This window comes from Streptomyces sp. NPDC048411, assembly GCF_040704695.1.
In the GTDB taxonomy this organism is placed as follows: Bacteria; Actinomycetota; Actinomycetes; order Streptomycetales; family Streptomycetaceae; genus Streptomyces.
In genome coordinates this window covers 15578-32362 of record NZ_JBEZKL010000010.1, presented here as the reverse complement: position 1 = coordinate 32362, position 16785 = coordinate 15578, and the positions used below count along the sequence as shown (strand labels likewise).

Below are 16785 nucleotides of genomic sequence, written 5' to 3'. Positions count from 1 at the left end.
CATCGAAGCGGAACGTCTACTGCGGGTCTCGCCGGGCGTTGTATCCCGGGCCTCGCGGGGAGCGGTCAGGGCCCGGCGGTAATCGCCGACGGAAAGGGGTCAGGAAGTGGGAACGGCTCCGGGGAGGGCGCCGGGGGCAGTTCCCGGCACACTCGCATGAACGGCACGTTGGGGGCGATCGCGTCCCACCGCTCCTTGTCCGGGTTCTCGCCCGCGAGACGGCAGGCACGACGTTCGGGGTCGCGCAGGGCGGCGGTGAGCGAGGCAGTGTTCCAGACCGTGACGGAATGGGAGTCGTCGTAGGTGGTCAGCGTGCTGCCATCCGCCGAGATGGCGAGTTCGCGCAGCCCGTCGCCCAGATCGAGGCCGCCGATCTGATGCGGCGAGGACGGGTTGGACATGTCCCACAGCAGGACCTGGTTCTTGCTGCCCGCTGCGGCCAGCAGTCGGCCATCGCCGCTCAACGCGTAGGCGTCGCTCATATCGTCCCCGTCGGTGAGTGGCGCCAAGGAGTGGGGGTGCGCCGGTGAGGACACGTCGTAGAGCTGGCCGGGCTGTGCGACACGGCCGACCAGGAGTGTTTTCATGTCCTCGGTGAACCCCTCGGGCCTGCCCATGAAGAAGGTGGAACCCTCGGGGGCGGGCAGAGTGGCCAGCCGCTCGGGTGAGTGAGGATCGGCCGTACTGTAGAGCGACGCGCCTACGGCAAGGAGATTTCCTCGCGGGGCGAAGAGCACGCCGACTGTGAAGCTCTGGTACGGAATCCGTGCCAGACGCACCGGGTGGCCGGGCCGGGAGACGTCCCACAAGACGGTAGGCGGCTTTCGGCCGACCTGCACGGCGAGCTGCCGGTTGTCCGGGGAGAAGGACAGGCTGGGCAGTGAGTCGGGCACGCCGGTCTTCAGCACGTTGTGCTGCCTCGGCTCGGCGGGGTCGGAAACGTCCCAGACTGTCACAGTGCCGTCGTCCGCGGAGAGAGCCAGCCGCTTGCCGTCACGTGAGAACAGCCCTACGGGCGAGAGATGCCTGCTGTCCACCGGAATCACGGCGGCCGTCCGTCCCGCACTACTGCCCGTGAGCGGGATCAGGCTCAGTTCGTGGTCTCCTGTGAGCAGCGCCAGCATGCGCCCGTGGGGATCGAGGGCGTGCGTCGGCACCGGCATCCAGCCGGCCCGGTAGTGGGAGGGCCGCACCGGGGTCACTCGGCGGAGCCGCACCGGTGTCAGCCCCCGATCCGAGACCGCCCAGAAGTACAGCCTGCCGTTCGGCGCCCCGGTGACCACCGTGTGCCCGTCCCGTGAGAACGCGATGCCCTCGACCACATCGCCGGTCAGGACAGCCGAGCGTACCGGCTGTTCGTGATCCGACACGTCCCAGAGCACCGCAGTGCGATCAGTGCTGCCGGTCGCCAGATAGCGACCGTCACGGCTGTACGCGACCGAGGTCAACGGGCCGCCGTGGCCGCTGATGACCGCGGCGCGCCGGGGCCGCGAAGGGTCGGCCAGGTCCCAGAGGCGGGCCTGCGCATCGTTCGAGGCCACGGCGAGCGTTTTCCCGTCAGGGCTGAACGCGGCGGCCCGCGGTGGGCCTCCAGTGCCCGGGAGCGCCGCGAGCCGCCGTGGCTGTGCGGGGTCCGCTACGTTCCACAGCTCCACGAGGCCGTCTTCCCACCCCAGCGCGAGCAGCCGGTCGTCCGGCGAGAACGTCATCGTCTCCGCGCTGCTGGGCCGCAGGGGGAATGTGGTGAGGGTTCGGGCAGGGCGGGAATCCGGGCTCACGGCCCACAACCGCGGTCCCTCTCGCGTGCTGCCCATGGGTGCCGTAACCAGCAGAGTGCCGCTCGTACTGAATCCGGCGTGCTCCAGACCCGGCGCGAGTGACTGGTCGCCCAGCGGCTTGGGACGGGTTCGGTCGGCGAGCGAGAACCGGGCGAGATGACCGTCGGCCCCGGTCAGCATCATGACGGAGTCCCCAGTCCAGGTCGCCACGAACCCGAACGCCCCCTCGCGGGTCGCCACATCGGCCGTCCTGCGCGGCAGCCCCGGCCCGCCGGCGTCGAACAGTTCGGCGTTGCCCTGGCCCCCGCCCACGACAAGTGTCCGGCCGTCAGGGCTGTAGGACAGGGGCGCGCCGCTGGTGATGCGCGTGTCCACGGCGCCGGAGAACTGTGTGCTAGTCAGCACGTCGATCAGCGTGGAGCGCGTGGTCGGGTCGTCAGGGGCCATACGATAGGCCGCCAACGCGACGTACAGCGCCGCCTGCGGGTCCGACGTGAGGTCCGCTCGCGCCGCCTCCTCCAGCTGGCGGATCTGCGCGGCCCGGCTGTTGCGCTGCGCCTCCCGGCTCTTGGCCTGGGCGGCGGCGTTGAGCCGCACGGCGAGCCCACCTGCCACCAGCGCGAGGGCCAGCGCCGTCACGGCCGCGGTCAGCCGCCGCTTGAGCCGCCGGTTGCTGACCCGCTCCCGCTCCCGTTCGGCCCGCTGGGCCGCCTCGCTGGCGACCAGGAACGCGGCGATGTCGGCGGGCAGTCGGCGCTGTGCGGCCCAGTCGAGGCCGGCGGCCAGGTCGGTCCCGTCCAGCAGGTCGCCGGGGAGCCCGCTCGCGGTCCAGCGAGTGCGCTGTTCCTGGGCGCGGCGCAGCCAGTCGTGGAACAGGTGATCCTGAGCGACCCAGTTGCGCAGGTCGGCCCAGTCGCGGATGAGCGCGTCGTGGACCAGCTCGGCGACCGGCTCGCCCGAGGCACCGGCCGGCCCGCCCGGGTCGCGCGCCCTGCCTGTGGTGATGATCCTTTGCCGGATCAGCAGGTCGAGTACACCGTCGATCACCCGGCCGTCCGGTTCGTGCGTGCCGGCCGCCAGATCACGCAGCACCGTCAGGGATACCTGCTGGCGGGCTGCGGGAATGTTGCGGGCGTCGTCCGCGGGCCGTACGAGGGCGGTGAGGATGCGCTGGGCGACCGGTCGCCGGGCCGGATCCAGCTGATGGAGCGCGGTGTTGCACCAGGTGGCGAGGGCGCCGGCGACTTCGCCGAGGCGCTGGTACGCCGTATGGGTCAGATGTCCGTCGTTGTCGTTGTCGTTGTCGTTATCGGGGTCGTCCCACAACTGAGTGAGCGTCAACTCCAAGGGGGCCAGCAGGGTCACCGGCGCAGTCCCGGTGGTGGCGCCCGACGGGTCGGCGGCCAGTACGTCGGTGATGATCCGTTCGGGCAGCCCGTCCTCGAAGCGCGCTCCAGCCTCCTCGGCGGGCCGGGTGATGATGGCGTACAGATCCTGACGGCTCAGCGAGGCGGGCACGTTGAGCAAGCCCGGGCCGACGGCCTCCAGCAGGTCCGGGGCGAGGGCTGCCAGCCGCGAGTAGAAGTCGTCCCGCATGACCAGGACCAGGCTGAGCGCCACCGGTGCGCGGGCCGCCTCCAGCACCTGGTTCAGCACCCCACGCGGGCGGTTCTGGGCGAGCAGTTCCTCGAACTGGTCGATGACGAGGAGCACCCGGTCCCTGCGCGGGTCGGCGGCGAGCCTGCGCCTGGCGGCGCCCGCGATCCCGACGGTCGCGGCCCCGGGCAGACCTGCCTGCTCCAGCGCGCCCGCCAGGTCCTGGCCTGGTCGGGCGACCACCGGCAGCCAGCGGGCACTGCCCGGCAGTCCGCCTTCGGCGAGCTTGGGCAGCACGCCCGCCTGTACCAGTGAGGACTTGCCCGCCCCGGACGGCCCCAGCAACAGCAGGAGGCGCCGCTGCGTGCCGAGTCCGGCCAATCCGGTGAGCACCCTCTCGACCGCGGCCTCGCGCCCGTAGAACCAGCGGGCGTCCTGCGCGGTGAACGGCTGGAGATGCCGGTACGGCGACACGTCCTGTGTGACGAGTGCGGGCCATGCCTTGCGCAGCACGGCAGTGGGCGTGGCATAGGCGATGCCGGTGCCCCGGAGGTGCTCATCGGGTGCGGAGATGGCGGTCACCATGCCGACGACCCGGCCGGTCATCTCGTCGAACACCGGGCCACCGCTGAACCCCGCCGTGAGGTCGTTGGCGCCGGTCAGTTGCAGAAGCGGACCGGCGGCGGTCGTGAGCAGGTCACCGGCCGTGGCGTACCCGAAGTGCCCCGTCGAAGGCGCCTGCCTGGGGAACCCGAAGGCGCGCACCTGGTGGCCCCGACAGCGCTTCGCCGAGCCAAGAGGCAGGGGACCGACACCTGGCGGGGTGCCGTCCAGGCGCAGGACGGCGATGTCCTCCGCTTCCGGCGCCCGCCAGGGTTCGGTGAGGACGGCTCCCGTGAACCGGGGCGAGCGGTCGGCGTTCGGGAACGCGACGCTCACCTGGTCACCCGGGCCCCGGCCGGCGGCACGTACGACATGAGCGCAGGTGACGACCAGGCCGTCGGCGATCAGAAAGCCCGCTCCGGCCACCTCGCCGTCACCACTCAGAATCTGGGCGACCGCGGCGGAAACCCTCGTCTCGGTCATGACCCCGCGGCCCCCGCGGCCTGGCCGTCTTCCGCCTTCCGCCACAACGCCCGCACCTCGAGGTGGCAGTTCGCCTCGGTCTTGGTGATGACGGCCCCGGCCTGCGCGGCCAGATCGACCCCGAACTCGATTTCGAGCTCTTCCGGCCCTGCCTGCCGCAGCTGATCGAGTACGGCCCTGGCGGTGTCCCTCACCGGGATCAGCGCCGACTGGAGACTCGACGGCAGGTCATGGATCGCGTCGGCCACCCGCCCGGCCTTCACCGGCCCGTCGGACACCTCCGGCACGCCCTCGAACAGGATGGAACCGCCGTCCTCCAGCGGTAACCGAGCTAAGCTGCGCATCCACGCCCCCTCGCCCCGCGTTCACCCATCACGATAGATGAACGGCGGCCACGGCTGTCCGGTCAGCGTCGAGTTGGCGCGTAGTGATCGGTCACGCCCGGTGACCAGCACTCCGTCCGTCGCCGACATCGTCGCGGACACCCGTCTGTCCAGGACCCGCCGTGCGGACGGCCACGACGGCATCTCGCCGAGCAGACGGGGTGCATATCGATGCCTGGAACGAAACCCCGGCCGTGGCCGCCGCCGAGGCGTTCGTCAGCGGCGCTGAAGGCCGCCGTGATCTGTCGTACGACGTCGAGCGGCTTCGATTATCCCGACGACGTCCATGCGCCGATGATGGATCAGCAGCACAACTTCCCCTCGTGACGGCCACAATCGCTAGGGTTGTCCCATGACCGCACTGCCCGACTGGATGCGCCCGCCGCGCGCGGAAGGCTGGTTCGCGGAGGACCTGGACCGCCTCCCCGAGGCACCCCGCCACACCGAGCTCATCGACGGAGCCCTCGTCTTCATGATGTCGCCACAGCGGTCCTGGCATGGCCGCCTCGTCACCGCCCTGACCACCACGCTCATGGCGCAGGCGCCGACCGGCTTCGAGGTCGAGCGGGAGATGACGATCCGCCTCGATGCCCGCAACCGCCCCGAGCCGGACCTCTTGCTGACGGACCTGTCCTATGACCCCGACCGCACCTGGTACGCCCCAGAGGACGTGAAGCTCGTCGTGGAGGCCGTATCCCCCGAATCCGCCCACCGCGATCGCACAGTAAAACTTCGCAAGTACGCGGAGGCCGGCATCCCGCACTACTGGTGCATCGAGGACGAGGACGGGGCGCCCGTCGTGCACGTCTACGAGCTCGACGAACCCACCGGCGCCTACGCGCCCGCCGGCATCTTCCGGGGCACCCTCCAGCGCCCGGTGCCGTTCGAGATCAGCCTGGACCTCGACAAGCTCACACCGCCCCGAAGCAGCTGAAAAATCAGCAGCACGTCAGCACGGGAACGCAGAAGGGGTCGGACTCAGCAGAGTCCGACCCCTTCTGACCTGCAGGCTCGACGGATCACCTAGCATGCAGTAACGCTGCGATCACACATTGACGCGGAACTCCACCACAACCTGTTTGACCTGCGGGTATGTGGGCGCGTCCCAGCACCATCCCAGCATGGGATGCTCGACAACGCACAAGAAGATTCGACGCCGAGAACGCTCCAACATCTGCGGGCGCCGATGCACGGACGCTCAAAGTTCTGGCCTGAGTTTCAGCCGCAGCCCCCGAACCACGCCGTTGAGCAGATCCACAACGATCCGGCCGACGACGAGCAGGCCCTGCCCTCACCCGTCGAGGCATGCCCTGGCACGGCATGCACGTTCCCGGCTTCAGTCGGCGGTGCCGGGCTCCACGACCCACTCGGCTTGCAGCCCGCTCACCGAAGCAATCATGTCGAAGTCGCCGTCGTAGTGCAGGACCGTGGCCCGATGCCGCTCGGCGGTTGCCGCGATGAGGACGTCGGCCAGCGACAGCGCCCGGTGAAAGCCAGCGTTTAGGGCCAGGGCCTGGATCTCGAGCGCCCGCTCGAACTCCTCGTCATTGCAGGGCAGGTAGTCGAATCCACGGAGCAGGGTACGCAGTCGCAGCGCCTCGGGCTTTCCGCGCGCCGAGTACAGAACCTCATACTCGGTCGGGGCGCACACCGCTAGGAGCCCATCGCGGTCCAGCGCATCCAGCCGCGCCCGCACTGCCGGTTTGCCCCGGCGGGCCAGCGCTGACTTATCGATGAGGTAGCGCCTCTTCACGCCGCCGAGGCCCCGCCTTCGCGCCTCAGCGAGCCGTCCGGATTCCGCGGCCCCGTCTGCGAGCGGATTTCCGCGAACGCGTCCTCGAACTCACCATCGTCAATGGCATCGAACAGCTCCCGGCGCAGCCGCAGCCTCACCCCCTCCTCCATGGCCGCCCGCACTGCGGCGGCCTTCGTCTTCACCCCGTACACCCGCATCGCCTGCTCGACGATCTCCTCGTCCAGATCGATCACAGTCCTGGCCATCAGTTATCCCTCCACATTCCGACGCCCCAACAATGATATCAATTCAGACTCAGAAATGACATCAGGATACTGAGGTCCCCCGAGGACACCTAAATCAGGGCCAGGGGTACGGCGCCAAAGATCGATCACCAGCCGGAGGTTTCAGCTTCCAGTTCGAACGCCCCACTCGGACCCCGAAGGCGTACGGGTCGTGTCGCTCCGGGTAGAACAGTCCCGTATCCGCCCTCACGGTGCAGCGGGCGTACGTGAAAATCAGAGCGGGGACGTTGTTGCCGGCCTGGGGCAGGCAGGAGGCGGCGGCGGGCACATCCGTTGCTGCGGCAAGTTGCACTCGCGGGGCAGCCCATATCGCCGGGGCCTCAGCGGAGTGAGCGATGAGGGCGCGGAAGATCGCAGCCTGACCGCCCCAGTCCCTAGTGTCCTGCGCCGGAGATCCGTCGGCAGAAGCGGGCGAGGGAGTTGAGGATTTCTTGGGCGGTCTTGGTCCAGATGAACGGCGTGGTGTCCTCCCACAGCGCGTCCATCAACTGGGTGACGTTCACGGCGGTGTTGGGGCGCAGCAGCATCGCCAGCAGGCTGGACCGCTTGGCGGGCCCCAGACCGACGTCCCCGTTCTCCGTGGCCACGGCAACGGAGCCGAGCAGCCGGAACTCTATCTGATACCTCCGCGATCCTCTTCCCCGCGCTCCCTGCTTCACCGGCAGCCGAGGATGCGCGGGGCACGGCGCACGGCGCACACGCCGTGGAGCGGGAAGGTGGCCGGAAAGCGCGCCAGGCTAGGCGGTCGGAGTGGGAGGCCGGGGATGCGACGGTGACCCGTTCCTCCCACCACCGGGGCGGTCGGTGAAACCGGTCACCGTCGGGCGTCACTCGCCCAGGAGCCGGGCGGTACGGGAGTCGAGCTCCTCGCGGACCATACGTGCGTGTTCGGCGCGCGCCTTGTAGCGGGCGTGCCCCAGCCGGGCCTTGTCCTCCTCGGCCCATACCTCGGCCGCGTACCGCCGGACCTCGTGGTCGATGGCGGCGACCTGGCGCTGCACGTCCTGGTCCTCCAGGTGGATGCGCTTGTTGGCCTCGCGCCGCTCGCCGAGCCTGCGGTCGTACTCGGACGGGCCGCTCATCAGCTTGGCGAGCACCGGCATGGCGTCAACCAGGAGCAGCACGGCGTGCAGCAGGAACATCATGAAGAGCGCGAAACCGTCGGACCAGGCCACCGTGGACAGGGCGTCGGCGCGCAGCAGCAGTCCGTCGTGCTGCTGCGACTTCTCCCGCTCGGCGACCTTGGCGTCGATCGCCTTCTTGACGTCCGTGCGGTAGGCGGTGCCGGTGTTGATCAGCTGCTCGGACAGGACGTTGCCCTTGGCGACGAGTTCAGCGCGCTTCACCTCGTACTCGGCGACCTTGCTCGTCTGCTTGTATGCGCTGGTGTCGGCGCGGGCGCGCTCGCAGGTCTCGGTGGTGTCCCAGCCGTTGCCGCGCCAGATCCACCGGTCCTTGGCGCACTCGCGGCGCTCGGTGGCCAGTTTCTTGTCAAGGGTGTCGTTGTAGCTCTTGATCTGCTGGTCGAGGCGGGCGACGGCGGCGGTGTTGTCGGCGATGTCTTCCTTGATCGAGGCCGGCGCGCCCTTCACCGTCAGATGGAAGTCGCCGCACTCCGCGCGGCTCGTCGTGTCCTTGCCGTCGAGGGGGTTGCAGGCGGTGAGACTGCCCCGGAAGTCGGCGAGGTCGCGCTCCCTGGTGACCGCCATCTCCTGGCGTATCTCCCGATCGAAGATCTGGAACAGCAGCGGCTCGGCGATGGTGAGCCCGAGCACCACGGAGAGGAACAGCCGGGGCACCAGCATGCGGACCGCCCGTCCGCCGGTGTAGCCGTGGGTGCTGGAGACCAGCCAGCTGTCCAGGGCCAGCACAATCCACGCCCACACCACGCCGACGACGACCGCCACCGCGACCGGCGTGCCCTCGCGGATCGTGCTGATCGCCATGGCCATGGAGGCCCCGCCGAGCAGCGCGGTGTTGAGGACGATGGCGCCGTACCATGTGTAGCGGGCGCGCTCGGCGCTCTCGCGGTCGAGGATCTCCTCGCGGATGCCGATCAGACGGCGGAAGAGCGCGGCGGTGCCGCGGCCGCCCCGGGGACGGTGGGCGGGCCCGGTCTCGGCGGCCCACGCGTCGTAACTCTCCTCGGGCGGGCGTACGGGGGTGTCAGCGGCCACGCTCCTCCCTCCCCGCTTCACCGAGGTCGTCGTCGGCTATCAGGGGGCGGCGCGTGGGGCGGGCGGCGTCGATGTCGCCGTCGCGGTCCCAGTCGCGGTCGCGGTGGCGATCCCGGTCGCGGTCCCGGTCGGTGTCGCCGTCGCGAGCGGGCCGGTCGGTGCGGTCGTACCCATCGCCGTAGCGGTCACCCCCGTACGGATCGTCACGCCGGCCGTCGCGCGGGGCGTACTCCCGTCCGTACTCCCCCTTCTCGTACGACGCCTCCTCATACGACGCCTCCTCGTCGTATGACCGGCGGCGCTCGTTCGAGCGGTCCGGGGACGACGCGCCGTCGCCCTCCTCCAACTGCGGGGTGTCGGCGGTGCCGGCCACCTGCGCGGCGGCGGGCGGGTCCTGGTCGAGGAGACCCTGCCCGGAGCTGAGGCGCTCGACGAAGGCACGAGCGTCGAGCGGCGCGTTGTCGAGGAGGCCACGGTTGATCATCTGGCGGCCCAGCTCCTGGTTGATGTTGTCGCGCCGGTCGGCCCGGTGACGCCGCTCGGCCCGGTCGGCCAGCACGTCCTCGCGCTGCTCCGCGCGCCGCCGCAGCCGGTCGTCGCGGTCCGCGGCTCGCTGCTCGCGCTGCTCCTCCCGGGCGGCGTCGAGCGCGGCGCGCTGATCCTGGCGGTCGACCTCCCGGTGCCGGTCCTCGCGCTCCAGGCTGTAGCGGAGGTCCTCCCGTTCGGCGTGGCGCCGCCGTTCGGCGTTCTCCCAGTGACGCTCCTCGTCCTCGCGCTGCCGCTCGCGCCGCAGCCGGTCGGTCTCGCGCTGCCGCTCGGCCAGCTCGGAGTACGCGATCTCTCCCCTGCGCTGGGCGAGAATGTCGGTGTTGGCCGGGTCGGTGCCGAAGTCGTCGATGTCCTTGAGCGCCTCGGTGCGCTCGAACTCGTTGTCCTTGCGCTTGAGGTTCTGGGTGTAGTGCTGGTCCTCGGCGTCGGTCCGGTGGGTGTATGCCCGCCTGAGGTCCTCGAGTTCCTGTTGGTGCCGCATCTCGAGCGCCTTGCGCTCGGCGTCCATCCGCTCCCGCTCCTTCTCGCGCTCGTGCTCCATCAGCTCGCGCTCGCGGCGCACCGCCTCCTTCACGCGGTCCTGCTCGCGTTCGCGCCGCTCCTCGTCGGCACGGCGCTGCTGGGCGGCGAACTCCTCCGGGGTGAGCACCGTCAGGTACGGGTCGCCGACGGAGAGTCCGGCGATCCGCGGCGGTTCCATCTCCAGGTACGAGATCAGGCGGGCGGTCAGCCGCCGGGACACCTCCTTGCCCGCTTCGAGCGGCCATTCCTGGGTGACGTCGGTGAGTCCGGGCAGCGCCCGGAGGTAGCCGAGCAGCCGGGACTCCACGTCGGTGACACCCTCGCGGACCACGGCCACGGGGTCGGTGACCGTGCAGTGGAAGGCGACCTGGACGGTGAAGCCGTCGGTCTCGGCGGACGGTACGTCGGTGCCGACGGTGACGGGCACGGCAGTACGGCAGTCGACGACCGTGACCGAGCCGGCGTTCAGGACGGCCTCGTCCTTGGGCCCGCGGACGCCGTGGTCGGTGAGGTATTGGTCGCCGGTGCGGTAGACGAGCACCTGGTGGGCGGCGACGCGGGGCAGCTCGTCGTGAGAGCGGGTCGGCTGGTTCCAGAAGCGGCGACCGGTGCGGGGCGCGGGGGCGAGCACGCGCTCCTCGACCAGGGGATAGGTCCTGCGGATCGTGGTCATCGTGGGTGGCTGTCCTTCACACGGTTCAGGGCGCCGAGCAGGATCGCGACGCAGTCGGGACCCGCGGCGCGAGCGGGACGGGAAACCGCGAGTCGGCCCAACTCGCTTGCCAGCAAGGAGTGTTCGACCTGCGGAAGCGCGGCGGCGAGGGCGTGACCGAGTCGCGCGGCCGCCGCGGTGGGGTCGGAGGTCACGGCGGGCAGGCCACGGGCCGTGACGAGCAGAGCGGACAGGGCGTTCCGGCGCAGCGGCCGGTAGCAGAGGATCGCCGCCCACAGCTCGGCGACGACGTCGGCCTCCTTGGGCCGGTCGGCGACGTATCGTGCGACGGCGGGGCGGCCCGAGAGCCGCTCGGTGGCGGTGAAGACCCAGAGGGTGGTTTCGAGGACGAGCAGGCCGGTCACCGAGTAGGCGGCGGACCGGATGCGCTGTTCCTTCCTGATCCGGTGCGCCAGAGCGTCGAGCACGATGCTGGCGTCCTCCTGGCAGTCGACGAGCGTCAGGAACAGCTGCGCCCACGCCTGCAGCCCGAGTTCGCGTTCCTCCCGCTTGTCGAGCACGCCGCTGCGGAGCACCGCCCAGATCCACTTCACCGCGTCGGTGGGGAAGGTGACGCCGAGCTGGCCGCTGAAGGCGAAGAGCGCGGTGCTTCGCAGGGTGGGGTGGGCGGACTGCGCCCACGTGCGGGCCAGCGTGAGTGCGGCGGCCGCCTGAGTCTCCTCCAGGCACATGTACCACAGCACGTACACCGCGAGGGTCTTCCCGATCTCGCCGCTCTCCCCGCGCGCCCACGGGTCGAGGTAGCTCTGCACGACCTCGTCGAAGGCGATGTGCCCGAGCAGCGTGAGTCCGGAGGCGATGGAGAGCTGGAGGACGGGGTCGGGGTCGGCGTCGACGACCGCCCCCAGCCAGTGGCGGACCGCGTCCCAGTACTCGGTGGGGTGATCACGCCACAGCGCCTGCAGCACCCAGCGGCGCAGCTCGGTGTCGGCGAAGACCATGACCTCACGGGTGGTCGCGCCAAAGGTCTGCACCTCGGTGGTGATCAGGGCGTTGCGGGCGAGTGAGCGGCGCCGGTCCACCGGGCGGGCGCGGCGGCGCTGCTGCGGGTCCTGGCCGTCGGGGGTGGCGGCCTGCCCCGTGGTGTCAGGGGCTGCGCCGTCGGCAGAGGCCGGCGCGGCCTCCGGCGTGAAATAGACGGGTTCGAGGAGCCGCTCGAGGAGATCCTGGAGCGATTCGAAAGCGCGCCGTCCGATGCCTGGAGCGAAGGCGAGGGTGGTGACCTCGGCAATCTCGCGCAGGCTCCGCTCCTCCTCGAGGCCGAACCACTCCTGGACCGCCTGCGGCGCGCTGCCGCTGTGCTCCTTCCACGCCTGGTCGGGGTCGGCGCCCGCCGCGATCCGCTGCGCCGCATCGGCTACGACCGCGATGGGGCAGCGGGGCGGGATGCCGGCCACGGCCCGGTCGACGGTCTCCTGCGCGGTACGGGCCTGGACCAGCCGGGCCCGTACCACCTTGCCCAGGACCGGGGGCCGCCACGGCAGATGACGTACGGCCTCCGGGGGGCGCCCGGCCACCCCGTGCACGGTGGTGATCACCAGATGGGCGCGGTGGCGGCGCAGCTGGTCGCGCACCCGGCGCCAGTCGAAGTCCGAGGACGGACCGGCGGCGCCTCCGGTGGTCCCGGTGCGGTCGAGGACGACATAGCCGACGCCCGCGTCGAAGGTGCGCTCCGCGAGCTGGTCGAGGCCGATGTCGGGCGAGAGCACCACGTAGTCGGCGGAGGGTCCGACGGTCTCCCGGAGCAGGGCGACCGCGCCGGAGCGCTTGCCCGTGCCCTGGGGGCCGGTCAGGACGACGACGCCGGTACGGGACAGCTCGCGGGCCGCGTCGTCGAAGCAGTCGGGGCGGATGTAGGAGCGCAGCAGCGCGTCAATCTCGTCGCCTTCAAGGAGACCAGTGGCGCGGGCCCGCCCGGACCGCTCGGCGGCGGTGGCGATGCCGAAGTGGGCGCGACCGTGGTACTGAGGGCCGTAGAAGTTGTTGTAGACGCGGTAGTCGCCATCGGAGGAATCGGCTCCGGAGTTCGCTCCGGAGGAGGACGGGGACGGGGGCGTGGACGTGGACGGGGTCGCGGGCGACTCGGGGGCGGGGCGGGAATCGGCGGTGCCGTTCGCCTCGTCGGTCAACTGCCGGGGCTCACCGGACACACCGTCTCCTTCCCCACCGCTTCCGTGACTCTCCGTCGGCCAATCCGTGGACCTCACGTGTGCACCCTCGTCTCCCCGTCCGCTCCGCTCACTTGGAGATGCCGAAGACGACGTTCCCGTTGATGACGGTTCCGTACAGGTTGTTGGTGGCGGAGTCGCCTCCGCTCGCAGCGGGCCCGGCGAGCGCTGCGGGCTCACCGGAGCCCGCAGCGGAACCGGAGCCGGAGTCCGCGCCGGAACCGGAGTCGACATCGCCGAGGCCCAGAGCGTGGACGTCGTACCCCGGCACCCACAGCCATGCCCGGCCCCGGTACTCCTTCTTCTCGACGACGACCTCGCGGAACTCCTCCGGCCGGAAGTTGGTGTACCCCTGGGCGACGAGCTCCGTGAAGACCGGCGCGGTCAGCGCGACGGCGAGCGCGGCGTCCGGGGCCTCGGCGAGGGCCCGGTGCAGGGGGTCGCTCTCCAGGATGCGGGAGACCTCGACGGGCCCGGGGCCCACGAAGCCGTTGGGGGCCTCGGAGGCCGGACCGAAGTGCACGGCGGCGCGCAGCGCGAGCCGCGCGCCGGGCACCCGGTCGCGGTTGTGGGCGCGCAGCCCGGCGTCCAGTCGGCGCATAAACGGCTCGACGAGCGCCTGCTCGTCGGAACCGGCCGGGAGCACGGCGAACTCGGAGTCCCCGGCGGCCTGCCGTACCCAGGAGGCGCGGTCGAGCCCGGCCGCCTCGGCCGCCTCGGAGAGAAGCCGGGGCAACACTGTCTGAATCTCGCGCTGTCGCGCGGTGTCCGCGCTGCCGTATCCTCGCGCGTCGACGGCGAGCAGAAGCCGTCTGTCGAACACGCCCATCGCACCTACGGACATCTCGTCCTCCTCGTCCGTCACATCGGGAAGGACAGCATGCCGCACCTCCAACTCACTTGCGAATCAGGAGAGTTACGAGGTGCAAGGCAATGCGGCACGCTGCTCCCGGACCGTTGCCCACCCCCGTGGAGCACCGGTCGCCCTGCCAGTCGTACACCGGAACCGGGCACCCGCACCCCGTGGAAGTACGGGATCTCGCGCAGTCGCCCAATCCCGTAGAAGTGCCTGGTCCGCCCAGCGCGTCGGCGGCTCAATGAAAGTCCATCCGAGCCGCGTTGGAGGTTCCGTGACATCCGCCCCGCCCACCGCACCCACGGCGGCGCCCTCCCCCTCCGAGGGTGCGCTCGTCCCCGCCTCGCACACGATGCTGCCCGTCCTGCAGACGACGCACCAGCACGCCGACGCCAAGGCCGGCATCCTCTCCGCCGTGCAGGCGGCGCTCGTGGGGACGGCGGGCGCGTGGAGCGAGGCGGCGCTCGACGGCTGGCGGCGCGGCGGCCCGCTCGGCTGGATGGCGGGGGGGCTGCTGGTCCTCTTCGCCTGCGGCCTCTTCGGCGGCGCGGCCTCGCTCGCGCTGGCGCTCCGGCCGCGCGTCTGGCGGCCCACCGGCCCCAACGACTACAGCTTCGTCCGGCTGGCCGCCGCCTCGGACCCGTCGCTGCTCACCACTCCCGTACCCACGCCGTCCGACGAGGACGAGCGGCAGCTGCGCGCGATGATCCGCTTCCTCTCCGACGTGGCCCTGCGGAAGTACCGCTGTGTGACGGCCGCCGTGGTGTGCACCGCGGTGATGGGAACCACCGCCGGGCTCTGTCTGCTGCTACGGCCGCTCCTCAGCTGACCCCCGGGGTCGGCGCGGGGCGGGCGGCACCACGGGCTCGGCGAGTTCGGCCACCCGGGCGAGCCGGGCGAGGTCGTGCACGGTGGTCGTCCGGTATCTGGTGCCGAGCAGTCCCTCGTCCCGTAGCTCGCGCAACCCCTTGTGCACGGTGGTCTCTGCGGCGCCGGTGAGCGCGGCGAGTTCGGGCTGGGTGAGCTGGAAGCCGATCACATGACCACCACCCGACTCCGGCCGCCCGTACGCCACGGCGAGCTCCACCAGAAGCCGGGCGAGGCGCACCTTGACCGGATAGCCCCGGAACTCGAGCCGCCGCCGGTTGGCCCAGCGCAGCCGGTCGGCCACGATCCGGGTCAGCGCCATCGCCACCTCGGGCCGCCGCACCATGAGCCCGTGCAGGGCCCCGGGCCCGATCACCCGCGCCCGCAACGGCCCACAGGCCACCACCCCGGCCGACCGCGGCGCGCCGTCGAGCGCGGCCATCTCCCCCACACTGTCACCCCCGACCCGGACGGCGAGCAGCGACTCCTGCCCGTTCTCCACGGTCGCGGTGACCTTGGCGAACCCACTGAGAATCACGTACAGATGCCGATCCGTAGCGCCCTCGGTGAGCAGCACACCCCCGGACCCGAGCGTCAACTCCGACCCCAGCCCCAGAAATTCTGCCCGCGCGGGAGCGGACAACACCCCGAGCAGACTCCGACCCGGCCACCCCCACTCCCCACCCGGCCCCACGCCCACCCCTCCACCTCTCGACACCCACATCCCACGCCCGCCCAGGCTAGGCCCTCCCCCCACGAATGCGCCCACCCGCGCGGAACGGGGTGCCTCTCGACCTCACTCGACAGAATCGAGGCGCCGCTTCCCCTGCCCCACACCGGGAATCTGCCGCAACCGGTAGGACCCGGCGTCGAGTACCTGCCGGACCGACCGCAGCCCGCTTCTCTCTACTTCCCCGAGCCTCAGCCGGCCTTCAGTGACCTCCTTCAGGCGGGCCACGGGGATGGCGTCCAGAGCCTGTTCCGCCGCCGTGTCATGGATCGGCTTCAGAGCCGCCCAAACCGCCTCGACGGCCCGCCCGTGGTCACCGACCACCGCCTGCGCCGCCTCGTACAGCCGCCCTCCCCCTCAGCTCCTTTGGTACACAACTCTCAAGCAGGTCGCCGACGTGGTGTCCATCGCGGTGGTGCGCAAGTACCCCTCGGAGATTTACGACCAGCGGTAGGATCAACACCATGAGCAGTAGCAGGAAGTACTCGATCAGCCTGCCCGAGGACCTCGCCGAGGCCGTACGCGCCCACGTCGGACCCGGCGGTTTCTCCGGCTACGTTGCCGAAGCCCTCGAGCAGCGGGTCGCCATGGACAAGCTCCGGGAGATCGTCGCCGACTTCGAGACCGACAATGACGAGCTCACCCGCGAGGAGGTCGAGGCCGCCCGCGCGCTGCTGCGCCATGACCACCGACAGGTCGGCGGGGCCGCCGCCTGATGCCCGGCACCCTGCTGCTCGACAGCGAAGGCCTCTCGAAGCTCTACCGCAAGGACCGTGCCGTCGTGGCCCTGGTCCAAGCGGCATCAGAAGAGGGCGTCCGCGTGGCCACAAGCGCCATGACCACCCTCGAGGCGGACTATGAGCGCATCCACCCCGCCCGCATCAAGTGGGTCCTCTCCCGCGTCGATGTTCACGACGTCACCAAGGAGATCACCGACCAGGCTGCGACCCTCCTGCGCGCCCAGCATCTCCACGGCCACAAGTACGCCATCGACGCCGCCTTCGCTGCCATCGCCCGCACCGCACCCCAGCCGGTCACCGTCCTCCCCTCCGACCCCGAGGACCTGACGCTCCTGTGTGGCCCTTCCGTAGAGGTCGTCAAGGTCTGAAACGCCGACCGAACACCGAGGGGCCCGCCCCCTTCGAGTTCTGCGGACTGCTGCGGAAAACCAGCGGGCCTGACCCACGTCTTCGCAGGTCAGGCACCCTCTGTGGCGGCGATCAGACGTTGAAGCGGAACTCCCAACGAGGGCCATGCTGCCCAGTGATCCCAAGGGTTCTGCCCCCTCTCAGGCTGCCAA

At 70.9% G+C, this 16785-nt stretch carries 14 protein-coding genes and 2 pseudogenes; 4 read left to right on the top strand and 12 right to left on the bottom strand.

Annotation, left to right across the window (positions count from 1 at the left end; translation table 11 throughout):
* Positions 1-65: 65 nt before the first annotated feature.
* The 3 genes and pseudogenes from AB0915_RS06135 to AB0915_RS06125 form a co-directional block, all read right to left on the bottom strand.
* A complete protein-coding gene (locus AB0915_RS06135) occupies positions 66-4460 on the bottom strand; it encodes a trypsin-like peptidase domain-containing protein (protein WP_366689922.1) in 4395 nt (1464 codons plus the stop codon).
* On the bottom strand, positions 4457-4804 hold the full coding sequence (locus AB0915_RS06130) for a CU044_2847 family protein (protein ID WP_366689921.1): 348 nt from the start codon (positions 4802-4804) through the stop codon (positions 4457-4459). The genes AB0915_RS06135 and AB0915_RS06130 overlap by 4 nt, the downstream gene beginning before the upstream one ends.
* A gap of 174 nt (positions 4805-4978) precedes the next feature.
* Positions 4979-5109, bottom strand: a pseudogene (locus tag AB0915_RS06125) (tetratricopeptide repeat protein); the annotation flags it as partial.
* An 86-nt stretch (positions 5110-5195) separates the two neighbouring features.
* Here AB0915_RS06125 and AB0915_RS06120 point away from each other — a divergent pair.
* Positions 5196-5777, top strand: a complete 582-nt coding sequence (locus AB0915_RS06120) for a Uma2 family endonuclease (protein ID WP_366689920.1) — start codon at positions 5196-5198, stop codon at positions 5775-5777.
* Positions 5778-6179: 402 nt separating this feature from the next.
* Here the strand turns inward: AB0915_RS06120 and AB0915_RS06115 are convergent, their stop codons facing one another.
* From AB0915_RS06115 to AB0915_RS06085, 7 genes are all read right to left on the bottom strand, one after another.
* Positions 6180-6596, bottom strand: coding sequence for a PIN domain nuclease (locus AB0915_RS06115; protein WP_366689919.1), 417 nt, complete (start codon positions 6594-6596; stop codon positions 6180-6182).
* The gene (locus AB0915_RS06110; RefSeq protein ID WP_366689918.1) at positions 6593-6844 is read right to left on the bottom strand and encodes a type II toxin-antitoxin system VapB family antitoxin; all 252 of its coding nucleotides are present in this window, start codon (positions 6842-6844) and stop codon (positions 6593-6595) included. Before AB0915_RS06110 ends, AB0915_RS06115 begins: the two co-directional genes overlap by 4 nt.
* Before the next feature lie 413 nt (positions 6845-7257).
* Positions 7258-7470: a hypothetical protein gene (locus AB0915_RS06105; protein ID WP_366689917.1), complete on the bottom strand. Its 213-nt coding sequence runs from the start codon at positions 7468-7470 to the stop codon at positions 7258-7260.
* Positions 7471-7710: 240 nt separating this feature from the next.
* A complete protein-coding gene (locus AB0915_RS06100; RefSeq protein WP_366689916.1) occupies positions 7711-9060 on the bottom strand; it encodes a DUF4407 domain-containing protein in 1350 nt (449 codons plus the stop codon).
* Complete coding sequence (locus AB0915_RS06095) at positions 9050-10804, bottom strand: hypothetical protein (protein WP_366689915.1); 1755 nt, start codon at positions 10802-10804, stop codon at positions 9050-9052. The genes AB0915_RS06100 and AB0915_RS06095 overlap by 11 nt, the downstream gene beginning before the upstream one ends.
* Positions 10801-13014 (bottom strand): hypothetical protein, encoded by a 2214-nt coding sequence (locus AB0915_RS06090; protein WP_366689914.1) that lies wholly within the window; start codon positions 13012-13014, stop codon positions 10801-10803. The genes AB0915_RS06095 and AB0915_RS06090 overlap by 4 nt, the downstream gene beginning before the upstream one ends.
* An 88-nt stretch (positions 13015-13102) precedes the next feature.
* Entirely contained in the window at positions 13103-13921 is an 819-nt protein-coding gene (locus AB0915_RS06085; protein WP_366689913.1) for a hypothetical protein, read from the bottom strand.
* A 241-nt stretch (positions 13922-14162) separates the two neighbouring features.
* On the opposite strand from AB0915_RS06085, the gene AB0915_RS06080 reads away from it, so the two are divergent.
* Positions 14163-14717, top strand: a complete 555-nt coding sequence (locus AB0915_RS06080) for a Pycsar system effector family protein (protein WP_366689912.1) — start codon at positions 14163-14165, stop codon at positions 14715-14717.
* Here AB0915_RS06080 and AB0915_RS06075 read toward each other — a convergent pair.
* Positions 14697-15401, bottom strand: coding sequence for a Crp/Fnr family transcriptional regulator (locus AB0915_RS06075; protein WP_366689911.1), 705 nt, complete (start codon positions 15399-15401; stop codon positions 14697-14699). The two genes, AB0915_RS06080 and AB0915_RS06075, sit on opposite strands and share 21 nt — an antisense overlap.
* Before the next feature lie 180 nt (positions 15402-15581).
* A pseudogene (locus tag AB0915_RS06070) lies at positions 15582-15809 on the bottom strand (ATP-dependent helicase); the annotation flags it as partial.
* Between the two features lie 140 nt (positions 15810-15949).
* On the opposite strand from AB0915_RS06070, the gene AB0915_RS06065 reads away from it, so the two are divergent.
* Together AB0915_RS06065 and AB0915_RS06060 are read left to right on the top strand one after the other, a co-directional pair.
* Positions 15950-16201: a hypothetical protein gene (locus AB0915_RS06065; RefSeq protein WP_366689910.1), complete on the top strand. Its 252-nt coding sequence runs from the start codon at positions 15950-15952 to the stop codon at positions 16199-16201.
* Positions 16201-16593, top strand: a complete 393-nt coding sequence (locus AB0915_RS06060; RefSeq protein WP_366689909.1) for a DNA-binding protein — start codon at positions 16201-16203, stop codon at positions 16591-16593. Before AB0915_RS06065 ends, AB0915_RS06060 begins: the two co-directional genes overlap by 1 nt.
* Positions 16594-16785: the final 192 nt, after the last annotated feature.